Annotated in this window: 15 protein-coding genes; 10 read left to right on the top strand and 5 right to left on the bottom strand. The window is 67.5% G+C overall.

What is annotated here, in order from left to right; all coding sequences use genetic code 11:
* Nucleotides 1-120 precede the first annotated feature (120 nt).
* Nucleotides 121-1,857 carry a glycosyltransferase family 39 protein gene (locus tag JGU66_01245; GenBank protein MBJ6759367.1) on the top strand — a complete coding sequence of 579 codons (1,737 nt, stop codon included), beginning with the start codon at nucleotides 121-123 and terminating at the stop codon, nucleotides 1,855-1,857.
* Nucleotides 1,858-1,917: 60 nt separating this feature from the next.
* On the opposite strand, the gene JGU66_01240 is transcribed toward JGU66_01245, so the two are convergent.
* A complete protein-coding gene (locus JGU66_01240) occupies nucleotides 1,918-3,681 on the bottom strand; it encodes a tetratricopeptide repeat protein (GenBank protein MBJ6759366.1) in 1,764 nt (587 codons plus the stop codon).
* A gap of 276 nt (nucleotides 3,682-3,957) precedes the next feature.
* Between JGU66_01240 and JGU66_01235 the strand changes: the two genes are divergently transcribed.
* Nucleotides 3,958-5,682: a tetratricopeptide repeat protein gene (locus JGU66_01235; GenBank protein ID MBJ6759365.1), complete on the top strand. Its 1,725-nt coding sequence runs from the start codon at nucleotides 3,958-3,960 to the stop codon at nucleotides 5,680-5,682.
* A gap of 8 nt (nucleotides 5,683-5,690) precedes the next feature.
* On the opposite strand, the gene JGU66_01230 is transcribed toward JGU66_01235, so the two are convergent.
* The 4 genes from JGU66_01230 to JGU66_01215 form a co-directional block, all read right to left on the bottom strand.
* On the bottom strand, nucleotides 5,691-6,458 hold the full coding sequence (locus JGU66_01230) for an ABC transporter permease subunit (GenBank protein ID MBJ6759364.1): 768 nt from the start codon (nucleotides 6,456-6,458) through the stop codon (nucleotides 5,691-5,693).
* Nucleotides 6,455-7,435 (bottom strand): ABC transporter ATP-binding protein, encoded by a 981-nt coding sequence (locus JGU66_01225; protein ID MBJ6759363.1) that lies wholly within the window; start codon nucleotides 7,433-7,435, stop codon nucleotides 6,455-6,457. The genes JGU66_01230 and JGU66_01225 overlap by 4 nt, the downstream gene beginning before the upstream one ends.
* Nucleotides 7,416-8,342, bottom strand: coding sequence for a pilus assembly protein PilG (locus tag JGU66_01220; protein MBJ6759362.1), 927 nt, complete (start codon nucleotides 8,340-8,342; stop codon nucleotides 7,416-7,418). Before JGU66_01220 ends, JGU66_01225 begins: the two co-directional genes overlap by 20 nt.
* Before the next feature lie 93 nt (nucleotides 8,343-8,435).
* Entirely contained in the window at nucleotides 8,436-9,020 is a 585-nt protein-coding gene (locus JGU66_01215; GenBank protein MBJ6759361.1) for a prepilin-type N-terminal cleavage/methylation domain-containing protein, read from the bottom strand.
* Between the two features lie 224 nt (nucleotides 9,021-9,244).
* Between JGU66_01215 and JGU66_01210 the strand changes: the two genes are divergently transcribed.
* From JGU66_01210 to pilQ, 8 genes are all read left to right on the top strand, one after another.
* Nucleotides 9,245-10,282, top strand: coding sequence for a prepilin peptidase (locus JGU66_01210; GenBank protein ID MBJ6759360.1), 1,038 nt, complete (start codon nucleotides 9,245-9,247; stop codon nucleotides 10,280-10,282).
* Nucleotides 10,283-10,295: 13 nt separating this feature from the next.
* Complete coding sequence (locus JGU66_01205) at nucleotides 10,296-11,432, top strand: two-component sensor histidine kinase (protein MBJ6759359.1); 1,137 nt, start codon at nucleotides 10,296-10,298, stop codon at nucleotides 11,430-11,432.
* A 37-nt stretch (nucleotides 11,433-11,469) separates the two neighbouring features.
* Nucleotides 11,470-12,888 carry a sigma-54-dependent Fis family transcriptional regulator gene (locus tag JGU66_01200; protein MBJ6759358.1) on the top strand — a complete coding sequence of 473 codons (1,419 nt, stop codon included), beginning with the start codon at nucleotides 11,470-11,472 and terminating at the stop codon, nucleotides 12,886-12,888.
* Between the two features lie 206 nt (nucleotides 12,889-13,094).
* Nucleotides 13,095-14,177: a type IV pilus assembly protein PilM gene (gene pilM, locus JGU66_01195; GenBank protein MBJ6759357.1), complete on the top strand. Its 1,083-nt coding sequence runs from the start codon at nucleotides 13,095-13,097 to the stop codon at nucleotides 14,175-14,177.
* A gap of 27 nt (nucleotides 14,178-14,204) precedes the next feature.
* Nucleotides 14,205-14,882 carry a PilN domain-containing protein gene (locus JGU66_01190; GenBank protein MBJ6759356.1) on the top strand — a complete coding sequence of 226 codons (678 nt, stop codon included), beginning with the start codon at nucleotides 14,205-14,207 and terminating at the stop codon, nucleotides 14,880-14,882.
* A gap of 21 nt (nucleotides 14,883-14,903) precedes the next feature.
* Nucleotides 14,904-15,488, top strand: a complete 585-nt coding sequence (locus JGU66_01185) for a type 4a pilus biogenesis protein PilO (GenBank protein ID MBJ6759355.1) — start codon at nucleotides 14,904-14,906, stop codon at nucleotides 15,486-15,488.
* 43 nt (nucleotides 15,489-15,531) lie between these two features.
* Nucleotides 15,532-16,089, top strand: a complete 558-nt coding sequence (locus tag JGU66_01180; protein MBJ6759354.1) for a pilus assembly protein PilP — start codon at nucleotides 15,532-15,534, stop codon at nucleotides 16,087-16,089.
* A gap of 55 nt (nucleotides 16,090-16,144) precedes the next feature.
* The gene (gene pilQ / locus JGU66_01175; protein ID MBJ6759353.1) at nucleotides 16,145-19,036 is read left to right on the top strand and encodes a type IV pilus secretin PilQ; all 2,892 of its coding nucleotides are present in this window, start codon (nucleotides 16,145-16,147) and stop codon (nucleotides 19,034-19,036) included.

The following is a 19,036-nucleotide window of genomic DNA, read 5'->3' as shown; positions in this document are numbered from 1 at the left end:
GGGGGGAAGAGGGGCTGCGCGAGGAAGCATGATGAATGAGGACCGCACCCGTCAACGCGCGCGCGGGTGACTCATGTCACCTCGTGCGGTCGCCGCACGGGCTGGTAGGCTGGGACCCACATGACCACGCGACATCGGGTCGGCCTGCTGCTCTGCGGCGTTACCCTGTATGGCTGTTTCTTCGGGCTCACGCAGACCGCGCCGGGCATGTTCGTCAGCTACCAGCCCCCTTGGACGCAGGTGAGTCCGGGCGAGGCCTATCTCTGGCTCGGCACGCTGTTGCTCGCGCTTCCTGGCGCAGGCCTGATGGGCATTGCCTTGGCGCCGTGGATCTCCCGCGTGCTCGCGGCAGTGAGCGCACGCGTGGAGCGGATGACGCCCGCGGAACAGCGGATGGGGGCGGTCATGGGTGCGTGTCTCGCCTTCGGTCTGGCGCGCGTGGGCCACGCCTTCTTCCTGCGAGACTTTCCCTTCACCGACGACGAGTGGGCCGCCCGCTTCGGTGGGCAGGTGCTCGCGTTGGGGAAGGTGGCACTTCCTCGTCCCACGCAGGTCGGGGCGTTCTCGGACCTGTTCCTCTATGCGCATGGCGGGCAGTGGGCCGGGTTGGATTGGTTGGGCGTTCAGCTCGCTTGGGCTACGGCGGAGTTGACGGGGCTTGGGCCCGGAGTCTTCGCGCTGGCCGCCGCGCTGGGCGTGCTGGGAGTGATTGGCTGGGGCGCGCGGCGCCATGGCCCGACGGGGGCACTGCTAGCGGTCGCGCTGTACCTCGCCTCGCCAATGGTGGAGCTGTTGTCCTTCACCACGCACGCGCACGTGCTCTCGCGCGCGGGGCTGGCGTTGGGGCTGTGGGCGTTCGTGATCGCGATGGAGAAGCGGACGGCCAGGGCGTGGTTCTGGACAGGGCTGGCGCTGGGCGGCGCGGCGATGACACGGCCCTTCGAGATCGTGGCGCTGACGGCTCCCCTGATCCTCACAGAGGTGGTGGCCTCGGTCCGGCGGAAGGAGGGAGGGCGCATGGTGGGAGGACTCGCCCTGGGCCTCGCCATCCCGCTCGCCGCGACGGCGATTCACGCCCTGGTCGTGACAGGAGGAATCATCCCGCCGCGGCTCGCCTCGAACAACGAGGTGATTCATCCCTACCTCGCGCACTTCAAGGGCGTGTGGAGCCCCGAGCGGTTCTGGGAACGGTTCGGCGCCAACTTCAGCTACAACTTGGTGATGCTGGCGCTGTGGTTCCTGGGGCCCGTGGGGCTGGTGCTGGTGGCGAGTGGGTGGGTTCTGGATCCGCTGTCGCGACGGCTGGGGTGGGGTGTCGTGGCCAGTCTCGCCGTGGCGCTCATCCATGATGACCATGGCCTTCACATGGTGGGCCCCATCCACTACTCGGACGCGGCGGTGCCGCTGACGTTCATGGCGGTGGCGGGAACCGTGAAGTTGTTGGAGCTGCTTCGCGAGCGCGCGTTGCCCACGACCGCGCTCGTGGGTGCGCTCTCCTTGAGCCTGTTCCTGGCCATGGGCACCTTCACGGTCTGGAATGGGCTCGCCCTGCGACGGCAGGCGGAGATTCATGAGCAGCTGTACTCGGTGGTAGATGACCCCGCCCTCGAAGATGCGGTGGTGCTGGCGCCGAGATACAGCCAGGTGTGGCTCTCGTTTCCGCGCTTCAAACAGCAGGGCTCCTTCGTGTTTGAGTGGCGGCGCCCCCATCCGGATCTGAGCGACCGGGTGCTCGTGGTGCACGATGGCCCAGGCGTCGAAGCCGCGCTCCGAGCCCTCATGCCCGAGCGGCGGTTCTATCGACTCCGCCGAGATGCGGCGGGACAGGTTGGACTGACCCCGCTGACCCCTGGCTGAGTCTATTCGGGGCGCCCTCGCGGCGTCCGGGAGTCTTGTGGCTGCGAGCCGCGCTGCGAGTCAGGGGACGCCGGACTCGGAGGTGGAGCCGTTCTCCGCAGGGACAGGCGTTTGCCGTGCGCGCTGCCACGCTTGCTGGACCGCGGGAGAGTTCTGCGAGAGTGCCCGTGCCTCGTCGAAAGCGGACTGCGCGGCGGAGATCTGACCCAGCGTCAACAGGGCCTCGCCGAGTGACACGCGGGCGTCGGTGCTGCGGGGGTCGAGCCTCGCGGCCTCGCGAAACGATTGGGCCGCGCCCGGGAGATCACCCAGCGCACGCTTCGCTTCGCCCAGGCGGAAGTGGAACGAGGGAAGGGTGGGCGCGCTGGGGATGGCTGCCTCCAGGAGTTCGCGCGCGCGAGCAGCCTGTCCGCTCTGGAGTAGGGCCTGCGCCAGGGCCTCGACCGCGGGCGAGTACGTCGGGCGCATCACCACGGCATGGTCCAGGACAGGGAGTGCTCTCTCAGCTTCGCCTTCACGGAGCAGCGTGGCTCCCAGCTGATAGGCGGGGACAGGAGACGCGGGCTCCACGTCCACCGCGTTCGCCCACAGGCTGACTTCGTCCTGCCACACGAGGACCTGGGTGGAGGTCTTCGCCGTCGCGACCACGAGGACGCCGATGCCCACGAGCAGGGCGACCGAGCGTTGACGGCCCCCCTGCTCCCATGCGTTCCAGGCCATGGCCAACAGGATGCAGAGGCCTGCTGAAGGGAGATAGGCATACCGTTCGGCCACCGGGCTTTCTCCGAGCGCACGCAGATGGAGTGCGGGCAGCAACGGAAGGATGACCCAGAGCAGCCCCAGCCAGGCGAGCGGCACGCGTGTTCGCAGCCGCGCGAGCGCGACGAGGAGGGTCACCACGACCAGCGCTCCGAGCACCACCGGGCCCTCCGTGATGGATGTCGAGGGCTCGAAGTGATGGAAGATGCTCAGCCCGGACGGGATGGTGAGCAGGCGTGCGTAGCTTGCGAGCAGGGGGAGGGTATTGAGCCACGCGATGCTCGGGGGCACGGCCGCCCATCCCGAGTTCGCCACGGCCCACCCCACCGCGTTCCATCTCATCGCCAGATAGAGCCCACCGGCCACGCCGAGCGCCCCATAGCGCCACACAAGCTCGCGGCGCGGACGAGGGTCCTGTGTATCCATGACCTCCCAGGCGAGCAGCATGAGCGGAACGAGCGCGGCGACCTCCTTGAAGAGCAACGCGACCAGCCACAGCGCCGCTCCCGCCACGGCGCGCCGAGGTCTCAGGCCGCGTGTCGCGAGCATCCACAGCGCGCCGAGTCCCGCCGTGGTGGTGGCCACATCCATGAGACCGCTGATCCACGCAACGGCCTCTGCGTGCACCGGATGCACCGCGAAGAGCAAACCCGCAGCCAGTGCCACGTTGGGGCGGAGTGCTCCCGCCAATCGTCGCGTCAGGGACGACAGCGTGACCGAGGCCACCGCGTGCAACAGCACAGGGAGCAAGTGGTAGGCCCAGGGCCTCACGCCCGCCAGGAGGTGGATGGCGAGCAGCGCCACATGGGTGAGCGGGCGGTAGAACGCGGCGCTCGCAGTGGCTGTAGGATTGAAACCGAAGAGCTGGTGCCGGAAGACCTCACCGAGCCAGACCGGGGACTGGATCCACGGGTTCGCGTCAACGAGTGCATAGTCGTCGTAGACGAAGCCTCCCGTCAGCGCTGGGACGTACACCGCCATGGCGACAAGCGCCACGCTCAATCCCTGGATCCGCGACCTGCGCGCACTCGTCGCGGACTCCTGCTCGTCGAAGGAAGGGCTCACGGCAGGCTGCTCCGCAGTGGAGATGCGCAAGGGTGGATGGGGTTGGATGGCAGGACCACGCTGGCACGATACCAATCCATCTGGGTTGTCACAGGCGCATGCGCTTCACGCGCGCTCAGCGGTCTCGCGTGTGGCGAGCGTGCGTGGGGCCGAGGGGCAGGTGGGGAGGCGCCGGGTGTCCTTGCTGCGGCGGTGGTACATTGCCGACCTCCGTTCATGGATTTCGACCTGCCTTCTCCTGGTTCTCCACGCTCATTGGTCCAGGCCCTCTGGGTCGTGTTCCTTGCGCTCCTCGTGTATGCGGGCGCGCTCGCCAATGGCTTCGTCTACGACGACGTATCGCTGTTGCTGGAGAACCCGTGGATACGCTCGCTGGACGGGCTGAGGACGGCTTGGGGCCAGTCACTCTTCGGGTTCGCGGAGGATCCGACCGAGGTGCAGGTGGGCGCAGGCTATTACCGCCCCCTGGCTCACGTGACGTTCTTCATGCTGCGCGCAGTGTTCGGCACCAGCCCCTGGGGATACCACTTGCTGCTCGTGCTCGCGCACGCGGCGGCCTCGGTGCTCGTGTGGTGGCTGCTGCGCTTCTGCCTTCGCCGAGGTCAGCCGAGCGCCCCGGCGGAGTGGGCTGCCGTCGTGGGCGCTTCGCTCTTCGCGGTGCATCCGGTGCACGTGGAGGCCGTCGCGTGGATCAGCGGCTGGATGGACCTGGGGGCGACGTTGGCGGTGCTCATCGCCGTGCGTCTGCTCTTCCCGGCGCCGGTGTCCTGGGGGCGCTCGTGCTGGGCGGCGGTGGCCTGGCTGGCGGGACTCCTCCTGAAAGAGACAGCCATCATCCTGCCCGTGCTGGTGTGGAGCCTCGAGTTGCTCGCGGCGGAAGGTGAATCGCGAGGCCTTCGCGTGCGACTGCGGCGTTACGGGCCGCTCGCGCTGGCGCTGGGGCTGTACGCGACGTTGCGTCTGAACGCCTTGGGATGGGTGCTGCCTCGGACGAGCCACCACATGGCTCAGGGCTCGGCGAGCGGGCTGGACGCCTTGGCGCTGGTGACGGAGCTGGGCGGGAAGCTGTTCTGGCCGCATCCGCTCGTGGCGGTGCCGCCGTCGACCTGGGTGCGCTCAGTCTGGGAGCCGCGAGTGTTGATGGGCGGCCTCACCGTCGCTGCGCTGGTGGGACTGCTGCTCCTCTCGCGAAGGCTCGGGTCGCGCGCGCTGGGGGCTGGATTGGTCTGGTGGTGGGTTCCGCTGCTTCCAGTCCTGGTGCTCCAGGCTGGTGGCGTTGAGGCCTACGCGGAGCGCTACCTCTACTTGCCCTCTGTGGGATTCATCGTGGTCTTCGCGGTGGCTCTCCGCGAGGTGCTCACGCGATGGCCCCGGGGCACCCGCGCAGCGATGGTCGCCTCTGTGGGGATGATGGTCATCGCGGCCCTGCTGACGGGACTGCGCGTGCCGGTGTGGCATGACGCAGTCTCGCTCTGGGAGGACACCGTGAGCCGAGCACCTGGACGTGCTCTGGCCCATGCGTGGCTCGGGGCCGCTTATCTCCATGCGCGCCGCGTGGAAGACGCCCTTCCTCACCTGGAGGTCGCCGCGAAGTCCTTGCCGGGCGAGTTCCGGGTGCGAAGCGATCTCGCGGTGGCGTATGCGCAGCTCGGGCACTTCGATAAGGCGATTCGTGAGTTGGAGGCGGCGGTCCGCCTGAAGCCCGGAAGTGCCACGCCTCGCCACAACCTGGGACTTGCATTGCGGCGGGCCAAGCGAATGGATGATGCGTTGGTCGCATTCCGCGAGGCATCCCAGCTGGATCCCGAGTTCGCGGACGCTCGCCTGGAGTTGGGTCGGACGTTGTTGCAACTCGGCCGCGCGGGGGAGGCTGTGCAACCCTTAGAGGATGCCCTGCGATTGCGCCCGGACTCAGAGCCCGCGCGCCGAGCCCTGTCCTCGGCGCGGGCCGCGCTCACGGCGGGCGCCGCGAGCACAGCCCCAGTCCCCACCCAGCCCTGAGGGCGCCGCTACCGGAAGTCGCGGCGCTCGAAGATGAAGACGGCGATGGCGGTGAAGACCGCCGCCCAGGCCACGCCATACGCCGCGGCAGACAGGAACGTTCCCGCGTCTATGGCGAGCGCGTAGGTCGCGCGCGGCCGGAAGTTCATCCGCTCCAGGTTGGGCAGCGCGTAATAGATGACCCTGCCCAGCGTCTGGACGAACGTGCTCTCCGAGCGGCTCGCAATCTCATACAGGTCTCCCGCCAGATGTCCCGCGAAGTACAGGCCCGTGGTGCAGATGGCGGAGACAGCCGGCCCCGAGAAGCTGGAGAACAGGATGCCCGCGCTGCTGAGCACCAGCAGCTCGAACCAGAGCCCCGCCGCGGCGAGGAGCTGCGTGGAGGTGATGGCCGCGCCGAACATCAGGAGCTGGCTGAGGAAGATGAGCGTCATCGCGGCCACGAGCACTGCGAGCGTCAGCATGTTGCCCGCGAGCCGAGCCACCAGGAATTGCGTGCGAGACACCGGCTTGCTCACCATGAGGAAGATGGTGCGCCGTTCAATCTCTCGGCTTAGCAGTCCGCTGGAGAGGAAGATGGTGAGGAACGCGAGGATGAGGCTCATCGTCCCGAGTCCGAAGTCCGTCAACACACGGTCGAACGTGCTGACCGTGACCTCTGTCACCAGCGTGGAGGAGAGCAGAACGACCGCGGCGAAGGCACCTACGACGACCGTCACCTTGTTGCGGCGCGCCTCGCGGAAGCCGTTCCACGCCATCGCAGTGAACGCGTTCATGTGTTGATCTCCCCGCCCACGCTCGTGACCCGGCCCGATTCCTTCAGGGCATCCATGAAGAGTTGCTCCAGCGAGAACCGCGCGGGCTGTACCCGGTTCACGCGGCCCCCCGCGCCGAGCACGCCACCGAGCAGTCGCTGGCTGTTCGCGTCCGACACCTGGAGCAGGACACGCCCGTCGAGTGCTTGTGCCGACTCCAGCGGCACACCGAGCTGCTGCACCTGATCCAACTTGAGGTTCTCCACCACCATCTCGACGGTGGGGACCTGCGCGGACACCAACTCCTGCACGCTGCCCTCGCGAACGCGGCGGCCACCCACGAGCACGGCGAGGCGATCGCACAGCGCCTCGACGTCCGGGATGATGTGGCTGCAGAACAGGACGGTGGTGCCCTTGTCGCGCTCCGCGAGGATGAGGTCGCGCATCTGCCGGCGCCCGAGCGGATCCAATCCACTCGTGGGCTCGTCGAGGATGAGCAGCTTGGGGCGCCCCACCAAGGCCTGCGCGAGCGCCACGCGCTGGACCATGCCCTTCGAGTACCGGCGAATCTGGAGCTTCTCCGCGCCGGCCATCTCCACCGCGCCGAGCACCTCCGTCACGCGGCGATCCAGGTCGTGGCCACTGAGTCCGGACAGGCGCCCCGCCAGGGTCACGAACTCGCGTCCCGTCAGATAGTCATAGGGCGAGGGATTCTCAGGCAGGAACCCCACGAGCCGTCGCGTGGCGGCATTCTCCACCGGACGCCCGTACAGCAGCGCGGTGCCGCTGCTCGGACGCACGAGGTTCATGAGGATCTTGATGGTGGTCGACTTGCCTGCCCCGTTGGGCCCGAGCAGCCCATAGATCTGCCCCGCGCCCACCTGGAGATCCAAGCCCTGGAGCGCCCGCACGGTGCGGTTGAGCCAGAAGCCGACCTTGTATGTCTTGGAGAGGCCCTGGGCCTGGATGGGAGGAGCGTCAGGGGGTACCGGTTGCATGACCGTCCGTCTCCGAAGTGTGGGGGTGGGGAACGATGCGGGTGCCGTCGGCGGCCCGCTCGTCGTAGATGACTTCCAGGCGGAACTTCGATGCCGTGGAGTACGGCCGCCCGTCATCCGCCAGATAGAAGTGTCCGCCGAGCGGATCTTCCGGGAGCTGGGTCAGGAGCCCCGGCTCGACGAGTGCTTCCACGGTGGCGGGCAGCTTGCCATGGTGCTCACGGTACTGAGCCACCGCGCTGTCGAGCTGCCGGAGCACGCGCTCCTGGAGAATCTCCTGGATGCGGCGTTCGAAGTAGGCGCGAGTCTCGTCGTCCTCGGCGCTGTCGCGCATCATCTCGGCGAGCGACATGCTCGTGTCGAAGTCGCCGGACTGGGCATACAGCCGCGTGGCCAATGCGGAGTACCAGGGAAGGGCGTCAGGGCGTCTCGACAGCGCCGAGATGATGTCGCCCGCTTCCTTGTACTGGTGATGGAAGAACATCAGGTTGTAGGCGAGCTGGAACTGCGTGCGTTCGTCCTCCGGAACGTGAAGGACGCCCTTGCGCAAGAGCTGGGTCGACTCGTTCGCGTTGGCGTAGTGCTCGCGGCCCAGATGGATGGGGATGTTGATCCCCGCGAAGGTGTAGACCTTCGCGAAGCGCGGATCGAGATCCGTCGCGAGGTCCGCGTAATAGTAGATGTCGCGGTGATCTAGGGCCGAGCGCGAGATGCCCACCCGGTTGATGGTGAGGACCCAGAAGTAGTCGGCGACCAGCCCCAACTGTCCCCGGAAGAGCGCGCGCAGCAAACCGGGGCGCGGCAGCAAGGGGCTGTCTCCCGAACGCAGCGCGGACGCGGGAGGAGCCGAGAGCAGGCACAAGGACAGCAGTCCAGCGGGCAACACCAGGGCAGGCAGCTTGCTCATGGGCTTGTCTGAAACGCACACGGGGCTCTCGGTCTTCCCGAGAGCCCCGCTGGGGATGCAATGCCTCCCTTGCTCAACAGGAGGCGGATGACATCACGGGCAGCTCACGTCGTTGTACGCGTTGCCCGGCTCGCCGCCGGAGATGGCGGTCGCGTCGTTGCCGCAGGTGCCGGTCAGCGTGATCGTCGTGGTGGACGAGGTGATGGCCCACGTGTCCGCGTTGTCGTCGTTGTCGACGTTGCCAACGGCGGAGGCGTTGAAGTCACAGCTCGGGCAGGTGCCGACCACGCCAACGGTGCCGACGGGATCTGCAGCCGTACCCGGCGCGGTGGGGAACCGGGCGACGTCCTGCTCAATGCAGCCGGTGGTATAGGCTCGGCCGGTGACCGCGGCGGCAGCCTTGCAGGCCGGCGCCAGGCCGTAGCTGTAACGGTTGCCAGCCTCAGGCGTGAAGCCCAGGGTCTTGAAGTTGGTGAGGTACTTGTCCTTCTCGCCGAAGTACGCCTTCTGCGAGGTGTACAGCGCCTTCAGGTTGGTCTTCGCCTCAGACTGCTTGGACTTGGCCTGGAAGCGGATGAAGTTCGGGATGGCGATGGCGGCCAGGATGCCGATGATGGCGACCACGATCATCAGCTCGATCAGGGTGAAGCCACCCTTCTTCCGGAAGAAACGGATCATGTGCTTGGGACTCCGCGAGAAGGCGCAGGGGGTTGTTGAGGGACGACCCGCGGACAAGTAGCACGAACGGTGCCACAGCGGCCAGGGGGCCATCCCTCGAATATTCCCATGGAAGTGCGCGCCCGGGATGCTTCCTGGGCAGGCGGGCTGCCAAAAATTGTCACCCGCGTTGACGGAATTCGTCGATCGCGCACACGCAGCGGGCGGGTAGGATGGACGGCTCCGTGACCTTCTCGTCCGCGCCGGGCTGGGCCGAGTCCCTCTTCTTCCTCTACTTGTTCGTGCTCGGACTGTGCGTGGGGAGCTTCCTCAACGTCGTCATCGCACGCGTCCCGGAAGAGCTGAGCATCGTCCGCCCTCGCTCGCGCTGCCCGAAGTGCGGCCACGTGCTGGCCTGGTATGAGAACATCCCTGTTGCTTCATGGCTCTGGCTGAGGGCGAAGTGCCAAGCCTGCCGCGCGCCCATCTCCCCGCGCTACGTCTTGGTGGAATTGCTCACGGGCCTGCTGTTCCTCGCGTGCCAGCGCCGGTTTGGTTGGACCTATGAGTTGGTGCCGGCGCTCGTGCTCGTGATGCTGCTGGTCCCGCTCACGTTCATTGATCTGGAGCATTGGATCCTCCCGTTCTCGCTGACGCTGCCGGGCATCGCGGCGGGCGTGTTGCTCGCGATTCCGCGTGGGATGGATGTCGTGCGGGACGCTGCGGTGGGCGCGCTGGTGGGATTCCTCGCGTTCCGGCTCATGGAGTACCTGGGCTGGAAGGTGTTCAAGAAGGAGGCGCTCGGAGGAGGGGACAAGTTTCTCGTGGCGCTGCTGGGGGCGTTCCTGAGCTGGCGCGCGCTGCTGGGCATCCTCTTCTTCTCATCGTTGCAGGGCGCGGTGGTGGGGGTCGCGTTGCTCGCGCTCACTGGACGGGCGGGACCCAGAGGAGAGCCGGCTCCGGAGTCGGCGGCCGATGCGCCTCCTCCAGAGGGTGAAGAGCCCGAAGCCGAGCCTGAACTCAAGATGACCTGGGAGTTCACCCGGCCGGGTCTGTCCTGGGGCAAGCGGCTGTTGCTCATCCCCTGGTGCCTTGTGTTCCAGCCCATCCCAGACGCGCCCGTGGACGAGGCGGGGGAAGAAGAAGACTGGGTCCCGGGGCCGACCAACATTCCCTTCGGGCCCTGGCTCGCGGTGGCGGGCCTCGAGCTGATGCTCCTGGGGCCTTGGCTCGCGACGGTGCTTCCTCGCGAGCTGTGGCTGCTCCTCGGAGGTGTGCGGTGAGTCGGGGACGCGGGTGAAGTGGCGCATCGCCAGCGTCGCGTTCCTGTTGGGGTCGCTCTCCACGGGGCTGACCTGGCTGACGCTGCAGCCGGTGCTGATCCGCTTGCTGGAGATCGCGCGGCGCTTCGCGCTTCCCGGCACCGCCGAGGCAGAGGGGCTGGCGCGCGTGCGCGGGTTCCTGCCGCTGGCGCTCGGGTTGGATCTCGTCGCGCTGTCGGTGCTCGCATACCTGGTGCTCGACACCACGGTGGGACGTCCGCTGCGCGCCACCGAAGAGTCTGTCGAACAGCTCGGGAGGTTGGAGCTCGACCTGCCCTTGTCCTCACAGGGCGGGCCGTTGATGTCGCGCATCCAGCGTGCGCTGCAGCGAATGGCGGACGCGCTGCGCCAGGAGCAGGCCCTCACGCGCAGCCAGTTGGAGGAACTGCGGCAGACGAACGCGCGGCTGGCTCATGCGCAGACGGAGTTGGTCGCCGCGGAGCGGTTGGCCACCGTGGGCCGGCTCGCGGCGGGTGTGGCGCACGAGGTGGGCAACCCCCTGTCCGGTATCCTCGGGTATCTGTCCCTGGCCCGTGCCCGGGCCCAGACACCCGAGCTGCGTGACTACCTGGGTCACATCGATCAGGAAGTGCTGCGGATCGATCGGATCATCCGTGGCCTGCTTGACTTGGGCCGCCCGGCGGCCTCGGTGTCGACTCCGGTGGATGTGGGGCAGGTAGTGGAGACGTGCACGCGGCTCGTGCGCGCGGGCCCGGAGCTGTCCGGCGTGGAGGTGGCCTTCGACCTGGCGCCGGGCGTGTTGGCTCGCGCGGATTCAGGTCCGCTGTCCCAGATTGTCATCAACCTGTTGCTCAACGCCGCTCAGGCAATGGGCGGGCAGGGGCGCGTGCGCGTCACGTCCCGACGCGAGGGCGATGCGGTTCGCGTGGATGTGGAGGACTCCGGCCCTGGCATTCCGAGCGAGGTGATGCCGCGCCTCTTCGAGCCCTTCTTCACGACGAAAGGGCGCCAGGGGACTGGCCTGGGGTTGGCGGTGTCCTTGCGACTGGTTCAGGGGATGGGAGGTCGGCTGACCGCCGAGAACGCGCCCGGAGGGGGGGCTCGCTTCTCGGTGTTCCTGCCCGCCTTCCTTCGTGGTCCGGAAGTGTGAGTGATGACGCCGGAGCGGCTAGGATGCGCGCACGCCCATGCCCGTGTTCCGCTCGATTCTCGTCGCCGACGACGAGCCCTCCATTCGCCACGTCCTGACCCTCGTCCTGACGGACCGGGGATACGACGTCCGCGCCGTTGCTGACGGGGACGAGGCACTGCGCGAGCTGGCTGCGCGCCCCTACGACGTCCTGCTGTGCGATGTCCGCATGCCGAAGAAGGATGGCCTGTCCGTGCTGCGGCAGGCGCTGGCGGATCATCCCTCGCTGACGGTCGTGGTGATGAGCGCCTATGGCTCCCAGGAGCAGGCGCTGGAGGCCGTGGCCGCGGGGGCCTACGACTACGTCCAGAAGCCCTTCAAGCCGGAGGAGATCGCCTTCGTCTTACGCAAGGCGGAGGAGCGGGAGCGGCTCGTTCGCGAGAACCGGCGCCTCCACGACACCCAGAACCCGCTCGCGCCGCTCGGCCTCATCCTGGGTGAGAGCGGCTCTCTTCATGCCGTGCTCAAGCAGGTGGCGAAGCTCGCGCCCGTGGACACCACGGTGCTCATCTCCGGCGAGAGCGGCACGGGCAAGGAACTCATCGCGCGCGAGCTGCATGCGCGCAGCCGTCGCGCGGCCATGCCCTTCGTGGCCGTCAACTGCGGCGCCATCCCCGCGGGCCTCATCGAGAGCGAACTCTTCGGCCACGCCAAGGGCGCCTTCACGGACGCCCGCACGGCTCGACACGGACTCTTCTCCGAGGCGGATGGCGGGACGCTGTTCCTCGATGAAGTGGGGGAACTGCCGCTGTCCGCGCAGGTGAAGCTGCTGCGCGTGCTTCAGGAGGGCGAGCTGCGCCCGGTGGGCGAGAACCGCGTGGAGAAGGTGGACGTGCGCGTTGTGGCCGCCACGCTCCGAGACCTGGGCAAGCTGGTGGAGAAGGGCGAGTTCCGCGAGGACCTCTACTACCGCCTCAACGTGGTGAACCTCCGAATGCCGCCGCTGCGCGAGCGTCGAGAGGACATCACCCTGCTCGCGAGCGCCTTCATCGGGCGCTTCAACCGCGAGCTGAACCGGGATCCCCCCGTGCAGGGGATGTCGCCCGAGGCGGAGGCGCTGCTCACGGCCTACGGTTGGCCAGGCAACGTCCGCGAGTTGGAGAACGCGATGGAGCGCGCGGTGCTGCTGGCCGAGGACGCCCTCATCCAGCCCGCCAATCTCCCCGAGCGCCTGTGGACCGCGCCGGTGCCCACCCCCAGTGACCCTGGTGCCAACAGGATGCAACAGGTTGGAACGGACCTGTCGCTCAAGCGGGCCATCCGAGAGTTGGAGGAGTCGTACATTCGCGCGGCCCTCCGTCGCACGAAGGGGAACCGCACCCGGGCCGCCGAGGTCCTGGACATCAGCCACCGAGCCCTCCTCTATAAAATCAAGGAGTACGGCATCGATCCGGATGCCGAGGCCGAGCGGGGTTGAGGGCCGGACCGTCACGTTGTACGGCCGTGCATTTGACGAGACCCCTCCGGGGCCGGAAAATCGGGCCTCCGCGGCGGCAGTGTGGGGAGCCCGCGATTCAAGTAATCCTGGCTCTCCCCCGACCGCAGGGCAGGCGGGCTCCAGGCACTTTTTAGGAGGGGATGCAAGCCGGTGCTACGCTGGCTTCCTCTCCGACGGAGTCAAGCATGGCGAAGGGCAGACTGGCACTGGGCCTCGATATCGGATCGACGTCGATCAAGATGATCATGCTCAAGGAGCAGCGCAAGCGCGGCGAGGTCGGCTTCGCGTTGCAGAGCTTCGGCATGAAGCCCTTGCCTCCCGAGGCCATCGTCGACGGCGCCCTGATGAACTCGACGGCCATCGTGCAGGCCGTGCAGGAGCTGATGTCCGAGCTGAAGGTGAAGGGCAAGGAGGTCGCCATCGGCGTCTCCGGTCACTCGGTCATCATCAAGAAGATCCAGATGCCTCGCATGAGCCAGGAAGAGCTCGAGGAGAGCATCCAGTGGGAGGCGGAGCAGTACATCCCCTTCGACGTGAAGGACGTGAACATCGACACGCAGATCCTCGACGGCGGCGGCAATGACGCCACCGGGCAGATGGATGTGCTGCTGGTCGCCGCCAAGAAGGACATGATCAACGACTACACCACCGTCGTCTCGGAGGCCGGGCTCGCCCCGGTGGTGGTGGACGTGGACGCCTTCGCGGTCCAGAACATGTTCTCCACGAACTACGATCTCCCGGAGAAGGAGACGGTGGTGCTCATCAACGCGGGCGCCTCGGTGGTGAACATCAACATCATCGCCAACGGCGTGACGGTGTTCACGCGCGACGTCACCATCGGTGGCAACCAGTTCACCGAGGAGATCCAGAAGCAGCTCAACGTCTCCTACGAGGAGGCGGAAGCGCTGAAGATCGGTGGCAACCGCGCGGACGCGGACGCCGTCGTTCCGCAGGAAGTCGAGCGCGTGCTCTCCAGCGTCGCCGAGCAGGTGGCCGGAGAGATCCAGCGCTCGCTGGACTTCTACGCCGGCACCGCCGCCGACTCGAACTTCACCAAGGTGTACCTGTCCGGCGGCACCGCGAAGATTCCCGCGCTGTTCAAGACCATTGAGGCCCGCACGGGTGTGCCCGTGGAGATCCTCAACCCGTTCCGCAAGATCGAAGTGGACAACCGCAAGTTCGACCCCGCGTTCATCATGGACGTGGCGCCCATGGCCGCGGTGGCAGTGGGACTAGCGCTCCGGCGTCCGGGCGACAAGTTGGGCTGAGCCGCTGGCCACGAGGAGACGACTCACATGATGATCCGCATCAACCTCCTGCCCGTCCGGGCAGTCAAGAAGCGGGAGATGGGCCGGCAGATCCTGGTCCTCTTCGCGGTGGTCCTCATCGGCGCGCTGGTGGGCAACTACCTCTGGTACTCCAATCGCGATGACGAGCTGCAGCGCGCCCGGAAGGGCATTGCGGACACTCGCGCGAAAATCGCCGCCCTGGAGAAGGTGATCGGCGAGGTGAAGAACATCAACGCGCGCAAGCTCGAGGTCGAGAAGAAGCTCGCCGTCCTGGACTCGCTGCGTAAAGGCCGCAACGGGCCGGTTCGCATGATGGACGCGCTCGCTTCCGCGACGCCCAAGAAGGTGTGGCTCAACGGCTTCACCGAGAGCGCCAACGCGGTCAGCATCACCGGCTCGGCCACCAGCCATGACGAGGTCGCCGAGTTCATGCGCGGCCTGGGCAGCATGGTCTGGACGCCCAAGGGGATGGGGCGCCTGGTGGAGCAGCGGCGCGAAGCGAAGACCTCGCGTGTGGAGCTGCTGTCCGCCGAGGTCGCGGTGGAGGAGTTCCCGGTGGGCGACATCAAGCCCTTCTTCGCGAACATCGACCTGACGAGCGCGGTCCAGTCGAAGCCGACCCAGCCGGGCGTGCCCGCCGTGGTCGACTTCAACATCACGCTCACCGCCGACTACGCCATCTGAGCGACGAAGGAACGACTCGCCATGGAAAAATACCTGGATCAGCTCGCGAAGGCGTCACCGGCGGCCAAGTTCGGTGGTCTCGCGTTCGCCGTCATCCTCATCACCGCGCTCAACTTCTTCCTCGCCATCCAGCCGACGGAAGAGGAGATCACCCGCCGCGAGGCCGAGCGCCGTACGCTCGACCTGGAGCTGGCTGAGAAGAGCGAGATTGCCCAGAACCTCAACGAGCGCCGGCGCGAGATGGACGTGCTGGAGCAGAAGCTCGCCGAGGCGCTGACCGAGCTGCCCGAGCGGCGAGATGTCGAGGAGCTGCTCGCGCAGATCAACGACATCGGCAAGAAGTCCGGCCTGGAGATCTCCCGCGTCGAGCCCGACAAGGAGTACGTGGGCGGCGGCGAGTTCTTCGCCCGCATCCCCATCCGGATGACCGTCAGCGGCAACTACCACGAGATCGCCATGTTCCTGCAGGAGATGGCGAGCATGCGCCGCATCGTGAACGTCAACAACATCCGGCTCGGCGAGCCGACGATGAAGAACGAGAAGGTCGTGCTCCAGAGCAACTTCCTGGCGACGACGTTCCGGTTCATCGACACGAAGAGCAACTAGAAACTTGATCCGCCTGGCAACTAGGGCGACAAGGGATCCGAGGATGAAGACGTTCAAGGCCACGATAACTGCTGCGATGCTGACGCTGGCGCTGTCCGCCTGCGAGTCCAGCCCGCGGCCGCCTCCTGCTCCGCCGCCGCCTCCCAAGGCAGTGGCGGCAGCGCCAGAGCCCAAGGCCGAGGTTCCGGCTGCTCCGGCGTTCGTCTACACCTACAGCCCGGTGGGCAAGCGGGATCCTTTCCGCAGTCCGCTGAGCGAGCTGGGCCCCATCCAGCGCGATCAGCCCGAGCACACCTGCAACGAGCCGCTGTGCGCGTTCGACATCGACCAGTTGAAGCTGGTGGCGGTCGTCACGGGCGATGCCAGTCCCGTCGCGATGGTGGAAGACCCCTTGGGACGCGGTCACATCGTGCGTCGCAACACCCGCATGGGGCGGCAGGGCGGCAAGGTGACACAGATTCTCCGGGACTCGGTCACTGTGACCGAGGTCTTCACGGGGGCCAAGGGCGAGCTCATCTCCAATCCGGTGAGCATGCAGCTCAAGGCCGACGCGAAGCTGGACCCCGCCTACAACCTGATGACGGGCAAGAACTGGGAGTAGCGCCCCTAGGCGCGCCCGCGGGCAGCTGCCCGCTTCCAACTTGTTGAGGGGACGCATGCTCGAGAAGAGCGCTGTGACGAGGGGCAAGTGGATCGTGGCGGCCGCATGGGCGGTCGTCCTTGTTGGCGCCACGGTGAATGGCGCTGAACTGAATACGCTGCGCGACTTGCAGGTCGCGCGCACGGGAGCTGGCGCCCAGGTGGTGGTCACTGGGAACCGGCCGCCGACCTTCACCGTCTTCCGGCTGAGTGGGCCGGAGCGGTTGGTGGTCGACCTCTCGTCCGCGGATGCCACGGGCATCAAGGGGCACCATGATGGCACCGGCCCGGTGACGGGCGTGGTGGCGTCCCAGTTCTCCGATGAGCGGGCCAGCGTGGGCCGCGTCCTCGTGGCGCTCGACAAGGCGTCCCAGTATGACGTTCGCGCGGACGGCAACCGCGTGGTCATCTCCGTGGATGGCGCCACCGAGACGCCCGCGGTGCAGACCGCGGCCGTCGCGCCCAAGCCGGCCGAGGTGAAGACCGCCGCCGCGCCGGTCAAGGCCGCCGTGGCCGAGGCTTCCACCGCTCCGGTGGTGAAGCCCGCGGTCGTGCTCGCTTCCGCCAAGGCCCCTGAGGCCGTCACTCCGGCGAAGGCCGTGGTGGCCGAGCCCGTGAAGGTGGCCGAGGTGGTCCCGGCTGCCAAGGAGCCCGTGAAGGTCGCCGAGCCGGTCGCGCCCGCGAAGGCCGCGCCCGTGGTCGTCGCCGAGGCTGCTCCAGTCGCCAAGGAGCCTGCGAAGGCGCCGCTGCCCGAGAACGTGGTCGCCGCCGAGGCGGACGAGCGCGAGGTGGCGAACCCCGCGCACCACATCACCCAGCTCGCCCTCAACAAGGACACGCTGCGCGTGGGCACTGATGGCGACATCGCTCGCTACGAGGTCCTGGAGCTGGCGGATCCGCCGCGCCTCGCGGTCGACGTGTACGGCGTGGGCATGGCGACGAAGGCTCCGCGCGTGAAGGGTGGGGTGCTCGACTCCCTGCGCGTTGGCGCTCACTCGGACAAGGTTCGCCTGGTGCTGGTGGCGCGGGGCGCGATGCCCGCGTACCGCGTGGACCGCACGCAGAACGGCCTGGAAGTGGTGCTCGGCGAGTCCGTTGCTCGCAGGCCGGCGCCGAAGGCCGAGGCCAACGCGATGGTCGCGGAGATCTCCGAGACCGAGCCGATGCGCTCGACCCCGATTCCCACCCCGGCCGCCGCGCCGCAGGTCGCGATGGTCGACGTGAAGGACCTGTCCTTCGACGAGAGCCCCACGGGTGGTCGCATCCAGCTCAAGCTCTCCGGTCCAGTGGTGTGGAAGGTGGACCGCCCGGATCCCCGCAGCGCGGTGCTGACCCTGGACAACGCGAAGCTGCCGCGCAAGTTCGAGCGCAGCCTGGACACCAGCGCGCTGGAGACGCCGGTGAAGATGATCAGCGCCTTCACGGTGCCCGGTGAGGGCCGCAAGGTGCGCCTGGTGGTGGCCGCGGACGGCGCCATCGAGGAGAACGTCTCGCAGGCTTCCAACACGCTGAGCTGGCGCCTGGACGTCAAGGGCGTGAAGACGGAGGAGGTGGCCGTCGCCCAGCGTACGGCTGGCTTCACCGCCGAGGCTCCGGCCTACGCCGCGGAAGGCGCCCCGCAGCAGTCGCGCTACAAGGGCAAGCGCGTGTCCTTCGAGTTCAAGGACATCGACATCCAGAACCTCCTGCGCGTCATCGCGGAGATCTCCAAGCGCAACATCGTCGTCGCCGACGACGTGTCGGGCCGGGTGACCATCCGCCTGCGCAATGTTCCCTGGGACCAGGCGCTCGACCTCATCCTGCGCACCAAGCAGCTGGGCAAGGAAGACCTGGGCAACATCATCCGCATCGCGCCGCTGAAGACGTTGGAGGAGGAGGCGCGGCTTCGCCAGGAGCGCAAGAAGTCGCTCCAGCAGCAGGAGGAACTGCTCGTGAACCTCCTGCCCGTCAACTACGCGGTGGCCGGCGACATGGCGGCGCGTGTGAAGGACGTGCTCAGCGACCGTGGCTCCGTGACGGTGGACACGCGCACCAACGTGCTCATCGTGAAGGACATCCGCTCGCACGTGGAGAAGGCCCGCACGCTCGTGCGCAGCCTTGATACGCAGACGCCGCAGGTGCTCATCGAGAGCCGTATCGTCGAGGCCTCCACGACGTTCAGCCGTTCGCTCGGCGTGCAGTGGGGTGGTCAGGCTCGGATGAGCGCGGCCACGGGTAACTCGACGGGGCTCATCTTCCCGAACTCGGTGGGCGTCACGGGTGGCGCGGGTGGTACGGCGATTGGCGTGGCGGGCACGCCGAACTTCGCGGTGAACCTGCCGGCCGCAGTGGGTGAAGGCGCCGGCGGTGCCCTGGGCTTCGTGTTCGGCTCCGCGGGTGGCGCGCTCCAGCTCAACCTGCGCCTGTCCGCGGCGGAGAATGAAGGAACGGTGAAGACCATCTCCGCTCCCAAGGTCACCACGCTGGACAACAGCCTCGCTCGCATCAGCCAGGGTCTGTCCATCCCGTTCAGCCAGACGTCCGCGACCGGCGTGAACACGACCTTCGTCGAGGCTCGCCTGTCGCTCGAGGTGACGCCGCACATCACCCAGGATGGCAGCATCCTGATGTCCATCAACGCGCAGAACAACCAGCCTGACGCGTCCAACACGGGTGCCAACGGTCAGCCTGCCATCCAGCGCAAGGAGGCCAATACCCAGGTGCTCGTGAAGGACGGCGACACCACGGTCATCGGTGGCATCTACGTGCGCCGCGGTTCCACGGCCTCGCAGCGGGTCCCGTTCTTCTCGAAGATTCCCGTCCTGGGTCTGCTCTTCAAGCGGCAGACCGAGAGCGATGAACGTCAGGAACTGCTCATCTTCATCACGCCTCGTATCCTCAACCGCCAGTCGATCGCGCAGAGCCTTTGA

This window comes from Myxococcaceae bacterium JPH2 (genome assembly GCA_016458225.1).
Classification (GTDB): Bacteria; Myxococcota; Myxococcia; order Myxococcales; family Myxococcaceae; genus Citreicoccus.
Note: the sequence above shows the minus strand (reverse complement) of the source record. Positions and strands in the feature narration are given on the sequence as shown.

What these genes read in the sequence shown, in the direction of transcription:
- JGU66_01190 (MBJ6759356.1), top strand. Translation starts at nt 14,205, where the DNA reads ATGATGATCCGCATCAACCTCCTGCCCGTCCGGGCAGTCAAGAAGCGG.
- pilM (MBJ6759357.1), top strand. Translation starts at nt 13,095, where the DNA reads ATGGCGAAGGGCAGACTGGCACTGGGCCTCGATATCGGATCGACGTCG.
- JGU66_01185 (MBJ6759355.1), top strand. Translation starts at nt 14,904, where the DNA reads ATGGAAAAATACCTGGATCAGCTCGCGAAGGCGTCACCGGCGGCCAAG.
- JGU66_01225 (MBJ6759363.1), bottom strand. Translation starts at nt 7,435, where the DNA reads ATGCAACCGGTACCCCCTGACGCTCCTCCCATCCAGGCCCAGGGCCTC.
- JGU66_01180 (MBJ6759354.1), top strand. Translation starts at nt 15,532, where the DNA reads ATGAAGACGTTCAAGGCCACGATAACTGCTGCGATGCTGACGCTGGCG.
- pilQ (MBJ6759353.1), top strand. Translation starts at nt 16,145, where the DNA reads ATGCTCGAGAAGAGCGCTGTGACGAGGGGCAAGTGGATCGTGGCGGCC.
- JGU66_01245 (MBJ6759367.1), top strand. Translation starts at nt 121, where the DNA reads ATGACCACGCGACATCGGGTCGGCCTGCTGCTCTGCGGCGTTACCCTG.
- JGU66_01200 (MBJ6759358.1), top strand. Translation starts at nt 11,470, where the DNA reads ATGCCCGTGTTCCGCTCGATTCTCGTCGCCGACGACGAGCCCTCCATT.
- JGU66_01230 (MBJ6759364.1), bottom strand. Translation starts at nt 6,458, where the DNA reads ATGAACGCGTTCACTGCGATGGCGTGGAACGGCTTCCGCGAGGCGCGC.
- JGU66_01220 (MBJ6759362.1), bottom strand. Translation starts at nt 8,342, where the DNA reads ATGAGCAAGCTGCCTGCCCTGGTGTTGCCCGCTGGACTGCTGTCCTTG.
- JGU66_01215 (MBJ6759361.1), bottom strand. Translation starts at nt 9,020, where the DNA reads ATGATCCGTTTCTTCCGGAAGAAGGGTGGCTTCACCCTGATCGAGCTG.